A 20,312-nucleotide genomic window follows, 5' to 3' on the forward strand; every position below is an offset into this window, starting at 1 on the left:
AGATCTATGTTTAACTCACCCATAGCAAAATGCGATAAGGAGATTGCATGCATGTGTTCTCGGAAAAACGAATTTGGGAGTCCAAGGAGAAGTGGCCAACGGCTGCGAGTGCGCTCGATCAATGGTATCGATTGGTCAAGCGAAACAACCCTCGTGACTTCGCCGCAATGAAATCGCTATTTCCTGCGATCGATAAGGTAGGCGAATTTCACGTGTTCGACATCGGGGGAAACAAGCTGCGGCTGATTGCTTTTGTGAGGTATCAACCTCAGAAGCTGTACATCAAACACGTGCTGGATCACCGTGAATATGATCGGGGCAAATGGAAGGAGGGCAAAGAATGAGTGCTTTGATCAAAAAAGCTGCTGAGCACTGGGAGTTCGTATCGCCATTGCTGCGAAAACCAAAAAGCGAAAATGATTACGACATGTTGGTCCAGGCACTCGATGAATTGCTCGAGATGACTGGCGAAGATGAGTCGCATCCTCTGATGAGTCTGGTGGATATCATCGGTGACTGGATCGAGGACTGGGACCGAAAGCATCGACCGATGCCAGCGGCCAGTGGCGTTGACGTACTCCGCTACATGATGCGAGAACATGGTCTGAGCCAAAGCGAGCTGCCCGGCGTAGGTACACAATCGGTGGTTTCAGAGGTTTTAAGCGGCAAGCGCCAGCTCAACCTGCGGCAGATACGCTGGCTGGCTGAGCGCTTTGGTGTGTCGGTAGAGACTTTTATCTGACCGGGAGCATGGTTTGTTCAAGACCTGGCCCTTGCACTAGATCATTCCGGCGGTGCTGATGGCGCCAGGGTTAAGAGGCAGGATAAGCGGTCTTTGTGATGCACAAAGAGCGAGCGAACGAGCGCTTGTTTTGGTTATCGAGTAATGGATTATGACGAGCAACTAATCTCCAAATGCTTACCCCACTCCGGCGGTCGCTCGGCATAGCTCTCCATTCCAGGCTGTTCCTCGAACGGATTGCTCAGTACCGTGTGCAAACGGCGAACCTCTGAATAGTCGCCGCTTTCTGCCGCATCGATGGCTTTCTGCGCCAGGTAGTTGCGCAAGATGTACAGCGGATTGACCGCATGCATTCGTTTGCGGCGCTGTTCCTGATCAACCACGCCTTCACGAGCAACCCGGGCAACATAGAGCGCGCCCCACGCATCGAAGCCCTTGATGTCGACGAAGTCATCGCGCAAACGGGCGACGGCCAGTTCGGGTGACTCATCCCCCAGGCGGCGGAAGAACAGGCTGTAGTCGACGCCGCTGTTCTGCATCAGTTGCAGCAGATGCTCCAGCAGTTTTTGGTCGCCGTCTTCGGCAGTGGTGAAGCCTAGGCGACGGCGCATCAGGTCCAGGTAGTGGGCCTGGAACAGTGGCAGGTACAGGCCGAGGGTTTCGCGCAGGGCTTCGACGCTGATGAATGGCGTCAGGGCCTGGGCGAGGGCGCTGAGGTTCCACTGGCCGATCGGTACCTGGTTGCTGAAGGAGTAGCGGCCCTGATCATCGGAGTGGTTGCAGACGAAGTGAGCGTCGAAGTCATCGAGGAAGGCGAACGGGCCGAAGTCGAAGGTGATGCCGAGGATCGACATGTTGTCGGTGTTCATCACGCCATGGCAGAACCCATAAGCCTGCCATTTGGCGATCAGCTCGGCGTTGCGTTCGACGATTTCGCGGAACATCGCCAGATACGGTTCCGGCTGTTCCAAGCAGTGCGGGAAATGCATGGCCAGCACATGGTCGCCGAGTTCTTTTTGCTGCTCTGGGCGCTTGGTGTAATAAAAGAATTCGAAATGCCCGAAGCGCACATGACTCGGCGACAGGCGCAAGACCATGGCCGCACGTTCCTGTTTCTCGCGCCAGACCGGCGTATCGGAGCCGATCACGCACAGTGCGCGAGTGGTGGGAATGTTCAGGGCATGCAGGGCTTCGGAGGCGAGAAATTCGCGAATCGACGAACGCAGCACCGCCCGTCCATCGCCCATGCGTGAGTAAGGCGTTTGACCGGCGCCCTTGAGGTGCAGGTCCCAATGCTCGCCGGCGTCGTTATAGACCTCGCCCAGCAACAGGCCGCGACCGTCGCCCAACTGCGGGTTATAGGACCCGAACTGATGCCCGGAATAGACCATCGCCCGCGGCTCGGCTTCGGCCCAGAGCTTGTGACCGCCAAATAGCTCGGCGAACACCGGTGTCTCGGCCTCCGCCGGGTCCAGGTCGAGCAGCGCCATGGCGGCGGGGCTGGCGACCACCAGTCGCGGAGCGGCGATGGGCTCGGGCAGTACATGGGTTGAGAACGCGTCGCCCAGGCGGGCGAAGCGATTGTCGAAGGTCAGTTCGTCGAGGGCTTTCAACGGCCATCTCCAGCAGAATGTCCGAGCATTCTGCTAGGGATAGAGTGGTTAGTCGAGTTCGACAGGCGGCGGCTCCCGCCGCGGATTGCCATCGGGCAGCGGCACGATGGTTTTGGTTTCCGGCTCGACCGGCACCATCTTGTACTCCTGGCCGTGAAGGTTCTTGAGATAGACCTCCATTTGCCGGAACGAGATGTTGATCTTCTGCTTCTTGAACTCGCGATTGATAAAGCGGTTGACCTCATCAAGTACCGGGTTGCGGTCGCCAAGATCGCGTACATGCATGCGCAACTCGTGATCGAGGGTGCTTTCGCCGAAGTTCAGGAAGTACACGTGGGGTTCCGGGTCCTTCAGCACGCGCGGGTTGTCGCGGGCTGCCTTGAGCAGCAGCTCTTTCACCAGATCCAGGTCCGAACCGTAGTCGACGCCGAGCTTGAGAGTCACCCGGGTGATGGTGTCGGTCAGGGACCAGTTGATCAGTTGCCCGGTGATGAACGTCTTGTTCGGGACGATGATGTCCTTGCGGTCGAAGTCGGTGATGGTCGTGGCGCGGATGCGGATCTTGCTCACCGTGCCGGACAGGTTGCCAATGGTGATGGTGTCGCCGATCCGCACCGGGCGTTCGAACAGGATCATGATGCCGGAGATGAAGTTGGCGAAGATCTCCTGCATCCCGAAACCGAGGCCGACCGACAGCGCTGCCACCAGCCATTGCAACTTATCCCAGCTCACGCCGAGCGTGGACAGGGTCGAGACGAAACCGATGCCGGCGATCACATAGGACAACAGCGTCGTCGTGGCGTAGGCACTGCCCTGAGCCAGGTTCAGTTTCGACAACACAAACACTTCCAGCAAACCTGGCAGGTTGCGAGCAAGCGCCAGGGTGATGCCAATGATGATCAATGCGCCGATCATGTCACCGATGCTGATCGGCACCATGCTCATATTGGCGCCGGTGCCGCTGGTGTATTCGTAAAGGGTGATGTTGTCCAGGTACGAAAATACCGAGATCAGATCGGACCAGACCCAGTACAGCGCCGCGATGAAACCGCCGAGCAGCGCCAGGCGAATCAGTCGCAGTGACTGTTCGTTGACCTTCTCGATGTCCAGGGTCGGCTCTTCGATCACCGCTTCGCCGTCGCCCGCTTCTTTGGCAGCCTGGCGTTTGGCAAGCGCTCGCTGATAGGCCAGGCGCCGCGCCGCAACGCTGAGGCCGCGCACGAAGGTCGCTTCGATCACCAGCCAGAACATCAGCAGGTAAAGTGTGTTGATCAACCGGTCGCTGAGTTTCAGCGCGGTGTAGTAGTAGCCAAAGCACACGGCGATGAACAACGCGATCGGCAGAGCGGTAAAAAGGACTGCCAAGGCCTTGCGGAACAGCGATGTGTTTTCGTGGGTCGGGCTGCTGATCAACAGGCGGCTGAGTAACCAGGCCATCAAGGCGTAGCAGGTCAGCACCACCGGCATGCCGAGCACGTCGTCGGCCAGCGCTGCCGGTTGCAGTTCGGCGACAGCCACCACGGTTACCAGAGCCATCACCACCAGGCCGAGTCGGCGTATCCAGCCCTGCAGGAATTCGACCTGGGGTTTTTCCCAGCGGAAATGCAATTCGGCGACGCCGCCCGGCGCGAGAATGCGGTAGGCGGTGTAGAACACCAGCCAGGCCTGGGCCATTTGCAGCAGCGCCGCACCCATATTGGCGTTCTGCCCGCGTGCATCGATCTGCAAGGCCAGGCCGCATAAGGCCAGACCCAGGGAGACCGGCATCGCCAACAGGATGTTGATCAGAATCGCTTGCGGTGTGTGCCACTGGCTGTCGCGTTTGAAGTGGCCGATGTCCAGGTGAACTTTATTCAGGCGGGCATAAAGATTTTTGCGGCGCCACAGCAGCGCTCCGATCAGAAAGGCCAGCGGCAGAAACAACAGTGGCCGCTGCGTCAGGCCATCAGTCAGTTCGCTCAGGCTTGAGGCCCAAGGCAGGGTGGTGACCTGACGTTCCAGGCGCTCCGGCACGGCGCGCATCCACTCAAGATCCAGCGGCTTGTTACTGGGGATCCAGAACATTTGTTCGTCCAGCGTAGCCCTCAGGCTTTGTGCGGTGCTGAGCAGTTGCTTCTGGTTGAGTTGCAGCGTGATGGATTCGTTGAGCACCGCGCTCAGTTCACGGTTCAAACGCTCCAGCAGGTCTGCGCGGGTGGTGGCCAGTTCCAGCAGGCTTTTGCGCAATTGCGGGGTGACTTGCTCGGGTGGTTGAGCCGCCAGCAGGTTGTCGACATAGGTGGTCGGATTGCTGAGCAATTCCCGTTGCTGGCTGACTTCGAACTGATACAGGCGAATGTCGGCGATCTGGTCGGCCAAGTCGCGATCACGGTTGAGCTTGAGGTTCGGCAGGGCCTGTTTCTGTTTGTAGAGAATCTTGGAGAGCAGCAGGCTGCCCTTGAGCACATTGATCTGTTCTTCCAGTGCCGAATCGCTCTGGGTCACGCTGTCCAGTTGCTGTTTGGTCTGCAGGTTCTGTTGCGTGACTTCGTTGAGGCGGTCGGTGCTTTTGAGCAGGTAATCGGAGAGCTTCAGGTTGGCCGCGCTTTCGGTGGCCAGCAGGCTGCTGCCGCCGGCTTTCTGTGCTTCGATGGATTGCTGGGTTACCGTTTCTTGCGACTGGGCCAGGCGCTTCTGGTTGATCAGGGTTTGCAGCTCCTGGATTTCCTGATCCATACGGTCGGATTTTTCCGACAGCAAGTCATGCTGGCTGTTGCCCAGATCCTGCAACAGGCTGTTGCCAGCCAGTTCCTGGCGACGCAACGGGATCAAGGCGTTCAGTGCCGCGAGTTCGGCGTTGAGCTGATCGCGTTGCTCCGGGGTCAAGGGCTTGCCGCTGTCCTTGCCGAGCTTAAGGGTGTTGTTGATCTGCTGGATGCGCGTCTGGCTGGCGGATATTTCGGCCTGGGCGCGTTCGGGGCGGGTCTGGGCGGTGATGATCAGGCTGTTCGCTTCGGCCAGGGCTTTCTGCAGATCGTTTTGCTGGGTGGCGCGCTCAGTCAGCAATTGCTCAAGCTGCTGAATACTCTCTTTGGTATAGCGTTGCGCCACCGGCACCACTTTACTGGCCTTGAGGCGGGCCAACTCACGCTGGTTCTCGATGTTCTGCTTCGGCGCGTTGGTCAACTGCTGCTTGAGATCGATCAGTTTCTGATCGTAATCACGCTGGTTATTGAGCTGGGTGAGCGTGCTCTGCAGGACAGCTTGCAGGGCTTTCTGATCGGCTTCAGGCAGTTTGCGGTCGGCGATCTTGTTCAGGCTCGCCTGCACGGCTTCGCTGGACGGCGGTTCGGCGGCTTGCAGCGTGCTGATGGAAAGGCTCAAGCCCAGCAGGGCCATGATGAAAAAAGTGCGCAGAGTTGACATAGAAACCGATCGAAAACGAGGCGAAGAGTGGAGTTTAGAGGAAGAGTCCCGGTCCGGGGCGACTTCCTTCGGGGAATCTGACGCCCACCTTACCAATCTTGTTCCCTTCCATGACAGCGACGGTCCACAGGGTGTTGTTCCATTCGACCTGGTCGCCGACTACTGGGGCACCGCCCACTTTCTGGGCAATGAAGTGGCCCAGGGACATGTTCGGATCGATGCCTTCGACTTTCAACCCGTACAGGGCAGCAACCGCGCCCAGCTGGGCGTCTCCTTCGAGTACGAAGTCGCCGAAGAAGCGCAAATCCAGACCCCGTTGCGGTGCCTGGCTGAAGAGTTTTCCGAGGGCCGGAAGGTTGTGTTCATGGCCGATCACACAGAGCAAATCATCGACTTCGAGCACCGTACTACCCGACGGATGGAGCAGTTGCTGGCCACGAAACAGGGCTGCGATACGGGTGCCTTCGGGCATTTTCAGCTCGCGAAGGGGGGATCCAATGCACCATTTCTCGGCACCGAGGCGATACACGAACAGTTCCCACTCGCTGGTGACATGCACTTCCAGCGCCGATCGGGAAATCGGCAAAGGCTCCGGCGGGACGGTCACTTTCAAAAGTTTGGCAACCCAGGGCAGGCTCGTGCCTTGCACCAGCAGCGACACAAGTACGATAAAGAACGCCAGATTGAAATAGAGCTGAGCGTTGGGCAGCCCCGCCATCAGGGGGAACACCGCCAGAATGATCGGTACAGCGCCGCGCAAGCCAACCCAGGAAATGAAGGCCTTTTCGCGGCCATGGAACGCCTTGAACGGCAACAGGCCGACCAGTACCGACAGCGGCCGGGCAAACAGAATCATCCACAGCGCCAGACCCAGCGCCGGCAAGGCAATCGGCAACAGGTCATGGGGCGTGACCAACAGCCCCAGCACCAGGAACATGCCGATCTGGGCCAACCAGGCCATGCCGTCGAGCATATGCAGAATGCCATGGCGACTACGGACCGGGCGGTTGCCGATCACCAGACCGCACAGGTAGACCGCCAAAAAGCCGCTGCCGTGCAGGGCGTTGGTCAAGGCAAATACCACCAGACCGCCGGCAATCATCAGAATCGGATAAAGGCCGGTGGCCAGGTTGATACGGTTGACCAGTTGCAGCAGTAGCCAACCCCCACCGAGACCGATCACACCGCCGATGCCGAACTCGCGCACCAAATGCACGAGCAGATTCCAGTGCAGGCCGGTCTCGCCGCTGGCGAGCATGTCGATCAGCGTTACGGTGAGGAACACCGCCATCGGGTCGTTGCTGCCGGACTCGATCTCCAGGCTCGCGCTCACCCGTTCGTTCAGGCCCTTGCCGCCCAGCAGCGAGAACACGGCTGCGGCGTCGGTAGAGCCGACGATGGCACCGATCAGCAGGCCTTGCATCAGATTCAGGTCGAACAACCATGCTGCCGCCATTCCGGTCAGGCCGGTGGTGATCAATACACCCACCGTGGCCAGCGACAGCGCCGGCCATAACGCCACGCGAAAACTTGCCACCCGGGTGCGCAAGCCGCCGTCGAGCAGGATCACTGCCAGGGCGAGGTTGCCGACCAGATAAGCCGTTGGATAGTTATCGAAAATAATGCCGGCGCCGTCGACACCGGCCGCCATGCCCACCGCGAGGATGATCACCAGAATCGGGATACCGAGGCGCGATGAAAGTGAGCTCACCAGAATGCTCGCACCTACCAGCAACGCGCCGATCAAGAACAGGCTGTTGATGGTCGTCGCATTCAAAGGCAGTACTCCAGAAAGCTAAAGGCGGGCACAAACTGACCATGCAGTCTGCGTGCCAGCGATTCTAACCTGTTGAAATGTGATGCTGTCAAAAAGCTTTTGCAGATCAAAAGATCGCAACCAGCGGGATCCCCTGTAGGAGCGAGGCTTGCCCGCGAAGGCGGTGTGTCAGTCTCAATTTATATCTACTGATACACCGCCTTCGCGGGGCAAGTCGGATCGCCGCACCGCTCGCTCCTACGAAGGCTGCGATCTTTTCGGCATCACTCGGTTACAGGCTAAACCGCCCAACCATGTTGTTCAGGTCCAGCGCCAGGCGCGACAGTTCATTGCTGGCAGCGCTGGTCTGGTTGGCACCGGTGGCCGATTGCACCGACAGATCACGAATATTCACCAGATTGCGGTCCACTTCACGGGCCACCTGTGCCTGCTCTTCGGCAGCGCTGGCGATCACCAGATTGCGCTCGTTGATTTCGACGATGGCGCTATTAATAGTGTCCAGCGACATACCTGCACCGCGAGCGATATTCAAGGTCGACTCGGCGCGTTCGGTGCTATTGCGCATCGAATCCACGGCGTGTTCGGTGCCGCTCTGGATGCTGCCGATCATGCGTTCGATTTCGCTGGTCGACTGCTGGGTGCGATGAGCCAGGGCACGCACTTCGTCGGCGACCACGGCAAAACCACGACCGGCTTCACCGGCACGGGCGGCTTCGATGGCGGCGTTCAACGCCAACAGGTTAGTCTGGTCCGCCAAGCCGCGAATCACATCCAGCACTTTGCCGATGTCTCGCGACTCGTTGGCCAGATCACCGATCAGGGTGGCGGTGCTCTGTACGTCGGTGCTCATGCGCTCGATGGCGCTGACGGTTTCCTGCACCAGGTCACGACCGTCGCCAGCGGACGTTGTGGCGTTCTTCGAGGCTTCGGAGGTGCTCACGGCATTGCGTGCGACTTCTTCCACGGCGCTGGTCATCTCATTGACGGCAGTGGCGGCCTGTTCGATTTCGTTGTTCTGCTGGGTCAGGCCACGGGCGCTTTCGTCGGTGACGCTGTTGAGCTCTTCCGCGGCGGACGCCAATTGCGTGGCCGAACCGGAAATCCGTTGCAGGGTATCGCGCAGTTTTTCCTGCATCTTCGCCATGGCGGCCAGCAGACGACCGGCTTCGTCGGCACCATCGACCGTGATCGGGCGTGTCAGGTTGCCTTCGGCGATTTCTTCGGCGGCATTCAGGGCGTTGGCGATCGGCTTGGTGATGCTGTTGGTCAGCAGCCAGGCGAACAGAACAGTCAGGCCGGTGGCGATCGCCAGCAGGGTGATCACCAGATTGAAGGCCGAAGAGTACTGATCGGTGGCTCGTTGGTTGGTATCGGCAGTCTGCTGAGTGTTGATCTCCAGCAAACGGTTGAGCACGGTGTTGATTGCTTCGGAGTTGGTCAGCAAATCGGTATTGAGCAGCGTGCGCAGTTCGTCGACCTGATTGTTGCGCGACAGGCTCTTCATCCGGTCTTCGATCTGGCGGTACTGACCCAGCAACTGCACATACTGATCATAGGCTGCACGTTCCTGCGGGCTGGCGATCAGTTTTTCGTAGACCGCCTGAGCCGCTCGGATTTGTTGGTTACGGGTTTCCAGCAGGTCCATGGTTTTCTGCTGGACGTCCGGCTCGCGGTTCACCAACAGACGGTAAGACAGGACGCGCAGGCGCAGGGTTAGCTGAGTGAACTCGTCGAGGCTTTTAATGCTCGGTACGCTGTTCGAGGTGATTTCCTCGGCGGCGCCGCGAATCTTGCTCATCTGGTTCAGCGCAAACACCCCCAGAACCAGCATCAAGCTGCCAATCAAGGCAAAACCGAGGAACGCCCGCGGTGCGATATTCATATTTCGTAAAGACATGGTGTTCACCGAAAAAAGCGCATCCGTGCGGGGCTGAGACTGCTGTATTGATGGCTTATCGGTCATATGACCAAAGTCTTGAGGCGCTAGGTGGTTTTGTCGCAGAAGGGTCGTGGCGACGAAGTGCAGGAACCAGATCCGCCATTCACAGTCTCTAAAGCTCGCGAGGAAGGTCGTCCGCCAGGAAAATCAAGGCTTTGCGCCCGCATAACCCTGGCATCTGTGGTGACTTTTCTTTATCGTACGCGCCCTTTGAAAATGCCCGGAAAATCAAAATGTTGGAAGCATCCCTAAGCCAATTGGAACAACTGGTCAGCGACCTGGTGCAGCAGAACCAGACCCTGCTGGCCACCCATCAATCCCTGAGTGCCGAACTGGCCCAGGTCAAGGATGAAAACGAAAGCCTGCAACTGAGCCTGATGGAACAGGAAGAGAAACAAGGCGCCACCGCCGCCCGAATTCAGGCCTTGGTTGAGCGTGTCAGCGCCGGCCCTGTCAGCGCATGAGTTACGGCGCCGCAGGGGTAAAAGTTGTCTCGATTCTGGGCGAGGACTATTCGATCAAGGCACCGGCCGGGGAAGAGCAGACCCTGCTGGACGCTGCATTAATGTTGAAAGCCGCCCTGGCCGAGACCAAAAAGAAATACCCGGCGCTGATCGGTGACCGCTTGCTGGTGCTGGCGGCAATGAATCTGTGCTCACAGCAGATCGAAATGCAAAAGCGTCACCAGCAAGAACTCGACCGTTACCAAGAGCAAGTCAGCGCCACGGTTGAAGTGATCGCCAAAACAATCAATCAGGCCTGATCAGCTTTGCGCACAACCAAAGAATAAATTGTCGGATTAGTTGTATACAATCGGCACGGCTGTTGCAGTATTTCAGCCTCTTATTCTTTGGGGGTGCTCCATGCAGTTCTGGCGACGCAGTATTCAATGGCAGTTGATCCTGAGCATGGGCACCGCCCTGCTGGTCAGTATTCTGATCGTGGTTGGCGTTTATACCCTCGTGGTCAACCGTCTCGCCCAGCGCTATCTGGTCGAGCAGGCGCTGCCGTCGAGCATCGAAGCGATGCGCAACGACATCGAACGAATCCTCGTTCAACCCCTCACTGCCGCCAAGGACATCGCCAGTAACAGCATGGTGCGCGACTGGTTGGCCGCAGGTGAAAACAGTGCCCAGACCGCTGGCTTCGTCAACTACCTGGAAGGCATCCGCGCCGAGCACAAAGCCTTTACCGCGATTATTATTGGCACTGCGTCTAACCATTACTTCACTGAAAAAGGCTTGGACCGGACCCTCAGTCGCTCCAATCCAAAAGACGCCTGGTTCTATGCTTTCCTCGACAGCAACCAGCCGCGCACCCTCAATATCGACAATGACACCGCCACCGGCGAATTGGCGCTGTTCATCGATTTCAAAGTCGAGCAGGCCGGCAAAGTCGTGGGCGTCGCTGGCCTCGGGCTGAGCATGAAAGAGCTGTCGGAGTTGATCCACAATTTCAACTTCGGTGAGCGCGGCAAGGTCTATCTCGTGCGTTCGGACGGTTTGATCCAGGTTCACCCCGAGGCGCAGTTCAGTGGCAAACGCGCGCTGGCGGAGCAGATTGGCGCTTCGGCGGCGCAAGCGGTCACGGGGCCGCTCTCTACCTCCACCGCGTCCGCCACCAGCAGTTTTGTCCGCGATGGTGAAGATTTTCTGACCTTGAGCCTGCCGCTGCGTGATCTGGGCTGGACCCTGGTGGCCGAAGTGCCACAGTCGCAGATCTATGCCGAAGCCCGGCGCGCGATGTGGATGAGCAGCGGAATTGGCCTGGCGGTGGCGCTGGTTTGCCTGTTGCTGGTGGTGTTGCTAGCCCGTGGATTGGTGCGACCGATTCGTCAGGTAACAGCGGCGCTGGTAGCCATCGGTAGCGGTGGTGGAGATTTGACCCACAGGTTAGATTCCAGCCGCGCCGATGAGCTGGGCGATCTGGCTCGCGGGTTCAATCGGTTCCTGGAAAGTCAGCGCGAGATGATCGGCGAAGTGCTGGCTACCAGCGAACGCTTGCGTACGGCAGTCGGCCAGGTGGCGCGGGTGGTGGACAACACGGCCGAACGTTCGGGCCGTCAGCAGGAAATGACCGACATGGTCGCCACCGCCGTCCACGAGATGGGCCTGACTGTGCAGGAAATCGCTCATAACGCCGGCAACGCGGCCGTCGCGTCGCAAACCGCGCGGGATGAAGCGCTGCAAGCGCGGGAGGTGGTGGGCGGGTCGATTCGACATATCGAAAGCATGTCCGATGAGATTGGCATCGCCGCCGGTGCGGTGGGTGAGTTGGCCCATCAAGTGGCCTCCATCGATCAGGTGTTGGCGGTGATTCGCGGGATTTCCGAGCAGACCAATTTGCTGGCGCTCAACGCTGCCATTGAAGCTGCGCGAGCCGGGGACATGGGGCGCGGGTTTGCGGTGGTGGCCGATGAAGTGCGGACATTGGCGCGGCGGACTCAATCGTCCACCGATGAGATCCAGCAGATGATCGGCAGCCTCAAACAGGGCGCAGAGAATGCGGTGTCTTCCATGCACGCCGGGCAAGCGGCGACCGGCACGGGTGTTGAGTCGAGTCAGCGCACCGGGGCGTCGTTGACCGCGATTACCGGGCAGGTCGAGCGCATCAGCGACATGAACCATCAGGTGGCCACGGCGACGGAAGAGCAGTCGGCGGTGACGGAAGAGATCAACCGCAACGTGCAGGGGATTTCTGATTTGGCTCGAGCGACGGCGGGGGAAGTCAGGGCTTGTCGGGAAGACTGTCAGACGTTGCAGCGGTTGGCGGATGATTTGGCTCGGCAGATGAGCAGTTTCAAACTCACCTGACCGATCGTTCCCACGCTCCGCGTGGGAATGCCTCCTGTGACGCTCTGCGACACGATCAGTGAAAGGTTGTCAGAACCATTCATCCTGCATCGTTAAACACACATCATCCCGCGCCTCAAGAATCGCCAGCTCATGGTGGCAACCCGGCACTTCCCACGTCAGGAAATACCGCGCCGCCTGCAGCTTGCCTTTATAGAAGCTCACATCCGCCGCGTTCCCTTTGGCTAACCCTTCCTCGGCGCGAATCGCCTGTTCCAGCCAGCGCCAGCCGATCACCGTGTGCCCGAACACTTTGAGGTACAGCGCCGAGTTCGCCAGGCTGCTATTGACCTTGCCTTGAGCCAGATCGGTCAGCAGGCCGATGGTCACGGTTTGCAGGCGTGCGACCAGTTTCTCCAACGGTTCGCGCAGCGGCGTCAGCGATTCATACGCTTGCGCTCGCTCGGCGGTGTCGGCGATCAGGCGGATCAGTTGCTTGAGCCCCGCGCCCCCGTTCTGCGCCAACTTGCGCCCCAGCAAATCCAGTGACTGAATGCCGTGAGTCCCTTCGTGAATCGGGTTCAGGCGGTTGTCGCGGTAGTACTGCTCCACCGGGTACTCACGGGTATAACCGTGGCCACCGAGAATCTGGATCGCCAGTTCGTTGGCCTTCAGGCAAAACTCCGACGGCCAGGATTTAACGATCGGCGTCAGCAGATCCAGCAGCTCATGAGCCTGTTTGCGCTCGGCTTCGCTCTCAAGCGTCGTGGTGTCGTCAAACAGCCGCGCTGCGTACAACCCGAGGTCAAAGGCCCCTTCGACGTAGGATTTTTGCGTCAGCAGCATGCGTCTGACATCGGCGTGCTGAATGATCGCCACCGGCGCGGTAGTGGGGTCTTTACTGTCCGGCACCCGACCTTGCGGACGTTCGCGGGCGTACTCCAGGGAATACAGATAACCGGCATAACCCAGCATCACCGCACCCATGCCGACGCCAATCCGCGCCTCGTTCATCATCTGGAACATGTAGCTCAAACCATGGTGCGGCTTGCCCACCAGATAGCCGACACATTCGCCGTTGTCGCCGAAGTTCAGCGCGGTGGACGTAGTGCCGCGCCAGCCCATCTTGTGGAACAACCCGGCCAGCAACACGTCATTGCGCTGGCCGAGGCTGCCGTCATCGTTGACCAGAAACTTGGGCACGATAAACAGCGAAATACCCTTCACCCCGGCCGGTGCATCCGGCAGCTTGGCCAACACCATGTGCACGATGTTTTCCGACAACGGGTGATCGCCGCCGGAGATGAAAATCTTGTTGCCCTTCAGGCGATACGTGCCGTCGGACGCAGGCTCGGCGCGTGTACGAATATCCGACAGCGATGAGCCGGCATGCGGTTCGGTGAGGGCCATGGTGCCGAAGAAGCGGCCGTCGATCATCGGTTGCAGGAAGCGCTGCTTTTGTTCATCGGAGCCGAAGCTTTCGATCAGGTTCGCCGCGCCCATGGTCAGGAACGGGTAAGAGGTCGACGCCGCGTTGGCCGACTGAAAGTGCGCAAAGCAGGCCTGGGACAGCAGCGTAGGAAGTTGCATGCCGCCGGCATCGAAACTGCGCGCGGCATTGAGGAAACCGGCTTCAAGGAAGGCATCCACCGCCGGTTTCACTTCTGGAATCAGAATCGCCTGACCGTCCTCATAGCGCGGTTCGTTCTCATCGCCCTTGCGGTTGTGCGGGGCGAAGAACTTCTCGGCGATGCTGCGGGCGGTGCCGATGGCCGCATCGAAGGTCTCGCGGTTGTGCTCGGCGAACCGCTCACGCTGGGTCAGGCCCTCGGCATCAAGGACTTCATACAGCTCGAAAGCCAGATTGCGGGAACTGAGCAACGTCTCGGACATGGCGGCCTACCTCTATTTGGAATGGACCGAGTCTAGGCGTGGGTATAAAGGCTGAACAGGATGATTGATGAGCGTGATGGAGGGGCAAAACGAGGGTAGGGCATGATCGTTCCCACGCTCCGCGTGGGAATGCAGCCCGGGACGCTCCGCGTCCCCAAACGACGTGACGCAGAGAGCGTCACAGGAGGCATTCCCACGCGGGAGCGTGGGAACGATCAGTGGAGTGTCAGCCGATAGTCATCAGGCTGGCATTACCACCCGCCGCCGCAGTGTTGACGCTCAATGCCCGCTCGATCACAAGGCGCTCCAACGCAATGTTGGTCTCACCCTGCGACAAACCATGAACCCCAACAATTGCGCCGGCACGCTTGGCCACTTGCTGGCAGACCGCACGCAACTGGTCGGAGTGACCATGATGCAGAACCGCATCAATCACCACTTCGTCCTTGGTCCAATCGGCAACCCGCTTGATCCGCGCCTGGATTTCTTTCGGCAGGCGTGCGAACAGTGCCTTGCCCGGTTCAGCGTCCGGCCATACCGCCGAGCCGCCCACGGCCAATACCGCCGCCAGTTGGGTCAGCAAATCGCCTTCGACTTCCGCCAGGCACAGCACGTGTTCGCGCGGCAGGATGGCGTAGCTATTGCGCTCGCCAGTCGGGCCAGCCAGTACACGGGTGATGCCGCTCTGCGATTGCGCTGCGAACTGTGCACACAGGGTGCTCAAGTCGGCGAACTTGTTGCTGTCGGCCCAGGCTTTCAGCGCGGTCAGCGGTTTGCTCATGGCATCACGCAGGCGCACGTCCGGTGCAGCGATAGCGTCGCCGCGGGCGAAGGATTGTTCGATCGCATCGGTAGGGCGTGTCGACAGCAAGCGGTACAGGTACAGCGGACCACCGGCTTTCGGGCCAGTACCTGACAAACCTTCGCCGCCAAACGGTTGCACGCCGACCACAGCGCCAACAATGTTGCGGTTCACGTAGACGTTACCGGCGTTGACGTTGTCGATCACCTTGGCGATGGTCTCGTCGATACGAGTGTGTACGCCCAGGGTCAGGCCGTAGCCGGAAGCGTTGATCTGGCCGATCAGTTGATCGATGTCTTTGCGCTTGTAGCGAACCACGTGCAGCACCGGGCCGAAGATCTCCCGCTGCAGTTCGTCAAAGCTTTCCAGCTCGATCAGGGTCGGCATCACGAAGGTGCCGCGTTTGACTTCTTCGCTGTTGGCGATGGCCACCTGATACACGTTGCGACCTTTGTCGCGCATGGCCTGGATGTGCTTCTCGATGCCGGCCTTGGCTTCGGCGTCGATCACCGGGCCGATGTCCACGGACAGACGCTCAGGGTTGCCGAGACGGCATTCAGCCATGGCGCCCTTGAGCATTTCGATGACGCGGTCGGCGGAATCTTCCTGCAGGCACAGTACCCGCAGCGCCGAGCAACGTTGACCAGCACTGTCGAAGGCCGATGACACCACGTCGATCACCACCTGTTCGGTCAGTGCCGAGGAGTCGACGATCATCGCGTTCTGACCGCCAGTTTCAGCGATCAGTGGAATCGGACGACCCTGAGCATCCAGACGACCGGCGACGTTGCGTTGCAGCAAGCGAGCGACTTCGGTGGAACCGGTGAACATCACGCCTTTGACCCGATCGTCACCGACCAAGCGAGCGCCGACGGTTTCGCCTCGGCCCGGCAGCAATTGCACCACGCCCTCCGGAATCCCGGCTTCGATCAGCAAACGCACGGCTTGAGCAGCCACCAGCGGGGTTTGTTCCGCAGGTTTGGCCAATACCGGATTACCAGCGGCCAGCGCAGCAGCCACTTGACCACTGAAAATGGCCAGCGGGAAGTTCCACGGGCTGATGCAGACCACCGGACCCAACGGGCGGTGGGCATCGTTGGTGAAATCGTTGCGCGCCTGCACCGCGTAGTAACGCAGGAAGTCCACGGCTTCACGCACTTCGGCAATGGCGTTGGCGAAGGTCTTGCCGGCTTCGCGAGCCAACAGGCCCATCAGCGGCTGGATCTCGCCTTCCATCAAATCGGCGGCACGTTCCAGAATCGCGGCGCGTTCTGCCGGCGGGGTCGCCTGCCAGATCGGCGCGGCTTTCAGGGCGCACTGGATCGCGTTGTCGACGTCTTCGACGGTGGCTTCCTGCACATGGCCGACCACATCGCGCAGATCGGACGGGTTCAGCACCGGTGCAGGGGTTTCGCTGCTGGATGCGCAACCGAGCATCGGCGCCGCTTTCCAGTTGTTATGAGCGGTGGCCAGCAAAGCACACGACAGCGAAGCCAGACGATGTTCGTTGGCCATGTCGATGCCGCTGGAGTTGGCGCGCTCGGCCCCATAAAGATCACGCGGCAGCGGGATACGCGGGTGCGGCAGGCCGAAGCCGCCTTCCAGCGTCGCCATCTGCTCGATGCTGGCCACTGGATCGGCCACCAGCTCCTGAATCGAAATAGACTGGTCGGCGATACGGTTGACGAACGAGGTGTTCGCGCCGTTTTCCAGCAGACGACGCACCAGGTACGCCAGCAATGTTTCGTGGGTGCCGACCGGTGCATACACGCGGCACGGACGGTTCAGCTTGCCTTCGGAGACTTTGCCTACAACCTGTTCGTACAACGGTTCACCCATGCCGTGCAGGCATTGGAACTCGTACTGGCCCGGGTAATAGTTCTGACCGGCGATGTGGTAGATGGCCGACAGCGTGTGGGCATTGTGCGTGGCGAACTGCGGATAAATGACTTCCGGCACCGACAGCAGTTTTCTAGCACACGCGATGTAGGAAACGTCGGTGTACACCTTGCGGGTGTAGACCGGATAACCTTCCAGACCTTCGACCTGGGCGCGCTTGATTTCGCTGTCCCAGTACGCGCCTTTCACCAAACGAATCATCAGGCGATGACGGCTGCGGCGAGCCAGGTCGATCACGTAGTCGATCACGTACGGGCAACGCTTCTGGTAAGCCTGGATCACGAAACCGATACCGTTCCAGCCGGTCAGTTGCGGCTCGAAGCACAGGCGCTCCAGCAGATCCAGCGACAGCTCAAGGCGGTCGGCTTCTTCGGCGTCGATGTTCAGGCCTATATCGTATTGCTTGGCCAATAGAGTCAGCGACAGCAGGCGCGGGTACAGCTCGTCCATCACGCGCTCGTACTGGGCGCGGCTGTAACGCGGGTGCAAGGCGGACAGCTTGATCGAAATGCCTGGACCTTCATAAATCCCACGACCGTGAGAGGCTTTGCCTATCGAGTGGATGGCTTGTTCGTACGAGGCCAGGTACTTCTGCGCATCGTGTTCGGTGAGTGCAGCTTCACCCAGCATGTCGTAGGAATAGCGGAAGCCCTTGGCTTCGAACTTGCTGGCGTTGGCCAGGGCTTCGGCGATGGTTTCGCCGGTCACGAACTGCTCGCCCATCAGGCGCATGGCCATGTCGACGCCCTTGCGGATCATCGGCTCACCGCTCTTGCCGATGATGCGGCTCAGCGACGAAGTCAAACCAGCCTCGTTGTGCGTGGAAACCAGTTTGCCGGTCAGCAGCAAGCCCCAAGTGGCGGCGTTGACGAACAATGACGGGCTGTTGCCCAAGTGCGGCTGCCAGTTGCCGGTGCTGATTTTGTCGCGAATCAGGGCGTCACGGGTGCCCTTATCCGGTATGCGCAGCAGCGCTTCGGCCAGGCACATCAGTGCCACGCCTTCCTGGGATGACAGGGAAAATTCCTGCAACAGGCCCTGAACAATCCCGGCACGGCCGCCGGCGCTCTTCTGATTGCGCAGTTTCTCGGCAATCGAGGCGGCGAGCTTGTTAGTGGCTTCGGCCATCGTGGCTGGCAGGCGCGCCTGCTCGATCAGCATCGGCACCACTTCAGGTTCCGGGCGACGGTAGGCGGCAGTGATAGAAGCGCGCAGCACCGATTGCGGCAGGATGCTTTCAGCGAACTCCAGGAAGCATTGATGCGCGTGATCGACGTGGAGCTCGCCCGCTTCGTCAACTTCCTTACCGTTCAAACCGTTCAGCTCGGACAGGGTTGCACCACCCTCGAGTTTTTCCAGGTAATTGAAAATTGCCTGCTTGATCAGCCAGTGCGGCGTGCGATCAATCGAGGTCGCGGCGGCCTTGAGGCGTTCGCGGGTCGGGTCGTCAAGTTTGACCCCAAGAGTGGTGGTAGCCATATTTTTATCCTCATGTTTGCCACGACCGCGTGGCATCAGCTGCCGGCAAGATTAGCTGTGCGTCGATCGAGGTGCAACCGGGTGCAACCCTTTTTTTCTCGGAACAACCAGCAGCTCGTCAGGAAATCAATTCTGGTACATCGGGCCCGTGCCTGCTTGGTGCTTTTACTTCTAGCGCAACCCGAAAAACGCCCCAAAAAGGAGCAAAAACCGACCCTTTGCAAGAAAATCCGACTAGGTGCAACTTATTCGCGCGAAACTGGTTGCACCTTATTTGCTTTGTTGAATAGCATTCGCGGCCAAGGTGCAACCAGTCAAAAAGATCGGTGTGCCGGCTGATGGCTTTCCTGGGGAAACATCAGTCATAAATGCGCGGGATCCGGAATCGTCTGTCAAACGTCGTCGTTTGCGAGCAGTTCACTAGCCGCCGTTACATAAAAACAATGCCAGGGCGTAACTCAATGAGCGTAAGCAATCCAACCCTGATCACGTTCGTGATCTACATCGCAGCAATGGTGCTGATCGGCTTGATGGCCTATCGCTCCACCAACAACCTTTCTGACTACATTCTGGGTGGTCGTAGCCTGGGCAGCGTCGTGACCGCGCTTTCTGCCGGTGCTTCCGACATGAGCGGCTGGTTGCTGATGGGCCTGCCGGGCGCTATCTACATGTCCGGTCTTTCCGAAAGCTGGATCGCCATCGGCCTGATCATCGGTGCTTACCTGAACTGGCTGTTCGTCGCCGGCCGTCTGCGCGTGCAGACCGAGCACAACGGCGATGCGCTGACCCTCCCGGACTATTTCGCCAGCCGTTTCGAAGACAAAAGCGGCCTGCTGCGGATCATCTCTGCGGTCGTGATCCTGGTGTTCTTCACCATCTATTGCGCTTCCGGCATCGTGGCCGGCGCCCGTCTGTTCGAAAGCACCTTCGGCATGTCCTACGAGACAGCGCTGTGGGCCGGTGCTGCGGCGACGATTGCCTACACCTTCGTCGGTGGTTTCCTGGCAGTGAGCTGGACTGACACCGTACAAGCCACGCTGATGATCTTCGCCTTGTTGCTAACGCCGATCATCGTGCTGCTGGCGACTGGCGGCATCGACACCACCTTCCTGGCGATCGAAGCACAAGATCCAAGCAACTTCGACATGCTGAAAAACACCACTTTCATCGGCATCATCTCGCTGATGGGCTGGGGCTTGGGCTACTTCGGCCAGCCGCACATCCTGGCGCGCTTCATGGCGGCGGATTCGGTCAAGTCGATCGCCAACGCTCGTCGCATCTCCATGACCTGGATGATTCTGTGCCTGGGCGGCACCGTCGCTGTAGGTTTCTTCGGCATCGCTTACTTCTCGGCAAACCCTGCCGTGGCCATGCCCGTGAGCGAAAACCACGAGCGTGTGTTTATCGAACTGGCGAAAATCCTGTTTAACCCATGGGTTGCCGGTATCTTGCTGTCGGCCATTCTGGCGGCGGTGATGAGCACCTTGAGCTGCCAACTGCTGGTGTGCTCGAGCGCCCTGACTGAAGACTTCTACAAAACCTTCCTGCGTAAAAGCGCTTCCCAGGTTGAGCTGGTCTGGGTCGGCCGCGCCATGGTGCTGTTGGTTGCCCTGATCGCCATTGCTATGGCGGCAAATCCGGAAAACCGTGTCCTGGGTCTGGTCAGCTACGCCTGGGCTGGTTTCGGTGCTGCGTTCGGTCCAGTTGTCCTGATCTCCGTGATCTGGAAAGACATGACCCGCAACGGCGCACTGGCCGGTATCCTGGTCGGCGCGATCACCGTGATCGTCTGGAAACACTTCGAACTGCTGGGCCTGTACGAAATCATCCCTGGTTTCATCTTCGCCAGCCTGGCGATCTACTTCGTCAGCAAAATGGGCACCCCGACCGCTGGTATGCTTCAGCGCTTTGCCGCGGCCGAGAAGGATTTCCGCCTGAACCAGTGATGGGGATGAGCTGATGCTCTGATCT

Annotated in this window: 12 protein-coding genes and 2 pseudogenes; 7 read left to right on the plus strand and 7 right to left on the minus strand. The window is 59.4% G+C overall.

All coding sequences use genetic code 11. The features are described 5' to 3' along the window. Positions 1 to 47 precede the first annotated feature (47 nt). Positions 48 to 344 carry a type II toxin-antitoxin system HigB family toxin gene (locus CKW20_RS10315; protein WP_095052822.1) on the plus strand — a complete coding sequence of 99 codons (297 nt, stop codon included), beginning with the start codon at positions 48 to 50 and terminating at the stop codon, positions 342 to 344. After that, a complete protein-coding gene (locus CKW20_RS10320; RefSeq protein WP_095052823.1) occupies positions 341 to 742 on the plus strand; it encodes a type II toxin-antitoxin system HigA family antitoxin in 402 nt (133 codons plus the stop codon). Before CKW20_RS10315 ends, CKW20_RS10320 begins: the two co-directional genes overlap by 4 nt. 149 nt (positions 743 to 891) lie before the next feature. On the opposite strand, the gene selO is transcribed toward CKW20_RS10320, so the two are convergent. From selO to CKW20_RS30140, 5 genes and pseudogenes are all read right to left on the minus strand, one after another. Further along, complete coding sequence (gene selO, locus CKW20_RS10325) at positions 892 to 2,355, minus strand: protein adenylyltransferase SelO (protein ID WP_095052824.1); 1,464 nt, start codon at positions 2,353 to 2,355, stop codon at positions 892 to 894. A gap of 48 nt (positions 2,356 to 2,403) precedes the next feature. Further along, entirely contained in the window at positions 2,404 to 5,760 is a 3,357-nt protein-coding gene (gene mscK / locus CKW20_RS10330; protein ID WP_095052825.1) for a mechanosensitive channel MscK, read from the minus strand. A gap of 34 nt (positions 5,761 to 5,794) precedes the next feature. After that, positions 5,795 to 7,537: a potassium/proton antiporter gene (locus CKW20_RS10335; RefSeq protein WP_095052826.1), complete on the minus strand. Its 1,743-nt coding sequence runs from the start codon at positions 7,535 to 7,537 to the stop codon at positions 5,795 to 5,797. A gap of 271 nt (positions 7,538 to 7,808) precedes the next feature. Further along, complete coding sequence (locus tag CKW20_RS30135; protein WP_371857422.1) at positions 7,809 to 8,681, minus strand: methyl-accepting chemotaxis protein; 873 nt, start codon at positions 8,679 to 8,681, stop codon at positions 7,809 to 7,811. Continuing rightward, positions 8,664 to 9,500, minus strand: a pseudogene (locus CKW20_RS30140) (MCP four helix bundle domain-containing protein); the annotation flags it as partial. The gene CKW20_RS30135 and the pseudogene CKW20_RS30140, both read right to left, overlap by 18 nt. A gap of 209 nt (positions 9,501 to 9,709) precedes the next feature. Here CKW20_RS30140 and CKW20_RS10345 point away from each other — a divergent pair. The 4 genes and pseudogenes from CKW20_RS10345 (at position 9,710) to CKW20_RS30150 (ending at position 12,289) form a co-directional block, all read left to right on the plus strand. Beyond that, positions 9,710 to 9,940, plus strand: coding sequence for a hypothetical protein (locus CKW20_RS10345; RefSeq protein WP_095052828.1), 231 nt, complete (start codon positions 9,710 to 9,712; stop codon positions 9,938 to 9,940). Continuing rightward, positions 9,937 to 10,239: a cell division protein ZapA gene (locus CKW20_RS10350; protein ID WP_007936757.1), complete on the plus strand. Its 303-nt coding sequence runs from the start codon at positions 9,937 to 9,939 to the stop codon at positions 10,237 to 10,239. The genes CKW20_RS10345 and CKW20_RS10350 overlap by 4 nt, the downstream gene beginning before the upstream one ends. 145 nt (positions 10,240 to 10,384) lie before the next feature. Then, positions 10,385 to 11,425, plus strand: a pseudogene (locus CKW20_RS30145) (cache domain-containing protein); the annotation flags it as partial. A gap of 132 nt (positions 11,426 to 11,557) precedes the next feature. Further along, positions 11,558 to 12,289 carry a methyl-accepting chemotaxis protein gene (locus tag CKW20_RS30150; protein WP_371857423.1) on the plus strand — a complete coding sequence of 244 codons (732 nt, stop codon included), beginning with the start codon at positions 11,558 to 11,560 and terminating at the stop codon, positions 12,287 to 12,289. A gap of 69 nt (positions 12,290 to 12,358) precedes the next feature. On the opposite strand, the gene CKW20_RS10360 is transcribed toward CKW20_RS30150, so the two are convergent. Both CKW20_RS10360 and putA read right to left on the minus strand, forming a co-directional pair. Beyond that, complete coding sequence (locus CKW20_RS10360) at positions 12,359 to 14,161, minus strand: acyl-CoA dehydrogenase (protein WP_095052830.1); 1,803 nt, start codon at positions 14,159 to 14,161, stop codon at positions 12,359 to 12,361. Positions 14,162 to 14,387: 226 nt separating this feature from the next. Continuing rightward, entirely contained in the window at positions 14,388 to 18,341 is a 3,954-nt protein-coding gene (gene putA, locus CKW20_RS10365) for a trifunctional transcriptional regulator/proline dehydrogenase/L-glutamate gamma-semialdehyde dehydrogenase (protein ID WP_095052831.1), read from the minus strand. A gap of 461 nt (positions 18,342 to 18,802) precedes the next feature. On the opposite strand from putA, the gene putP reads away from it, so the two are divergent. After that, positions 18,803 to 20,287 carry a sodium/proline symporter PutP gene (putP, locus tag CKW20_RS10370; protein WP_095052832.1) on the plus strand — a complete coding sequence of 495 codons (1,485 nt, stop codon included), beginning with the start codon at positions 18,803 to 18,805 and terminating at the stop codon, positions 20,285 to 20,287. Positions 20,288 to 20,312: the final 25 nt, after the last annotated feature.

Origin of the sequence: Pseudomonas sp. Irchel s3b2, assembly GCF_900187445.1 — a bacterium.
Taxonomy (GTDB): Bacteria; Pseudomonadota; Gammaproteobacteria; order Pseudomonadales; family Pseudomonadaceae; genus Aquipseudomonas.

Bases quoted from the DNA above. Each gene is read 5' to 3' on its own strand.
- CKW20_RS10315 (WP_095052822.1), top strand. From the start codon at position 48: ATGCATGTGTTCTCGGAAAAACGAATTTGGGAGTCCAAGGAGAAGTGG.
- CKW20_RS10320 (WP_095052823.1), top strand. From the start codon at position 341: ATGAGTGCTTTGATCAAAAAAGCTGCTGAGCACTGGGAGTTCGTATCG.
- mscK (WP_095052825.1), bottom strand. From the start codon at position 5,760: ATGTCAACTCTGCGCACTTTTTTCATCATGGCCCTGCTGGGCTTGAGC.
- CKW20_RS30135 (WP_371857422.1), bottom strand. From the start codon at position 8,681: ATGGCGAAGATGCAGGAAAAACTGCGCGATACCCTGCAACGGATTTCC.
- CKW20_RS10345 (WP_095052828.1), top strand. From the start codon at position 9,710: ATGTTGGAAGCATCCCTAAGCCAATTGGAACAACTGGTCAGCGACCTG.
- CKW20_RS10350 (WP_007936757.1), top strand. From the start codon at position 9,937: ATGAGTTACGGCGCCGCAGGGGTAAAAGTTGTCTCGATTCTGGGCGAG.
- CKW20_RS30150 (WP_371857423.1), top strand. From the start codon at position 11,558: ATGGTCGCCACCGCCGTCCACGAGATGGGCCTGACTGTGCAGGAAATC.
- CKW20_RS10360 (WP_095052830.1), bottom strand. From the start codon at position 14,161: ATGTCCGAGACGTTGCTCAGTTCCCGCAATCTGGCTTTCGAGCTGTAT.
- putA (WP_095052831.1), bottom strand. From the start codon at position 18,341: ATGGCTACCACCACTCTTGGGGTCAAACTTGACGACCCGACCCGCGAA.
- putP (WP_095052832.1), top strand. From the start codon at position 18,803: ATGAGCGTAAGCAATCCAACCCTGATCACGTTCGTGATCTACATCGCA.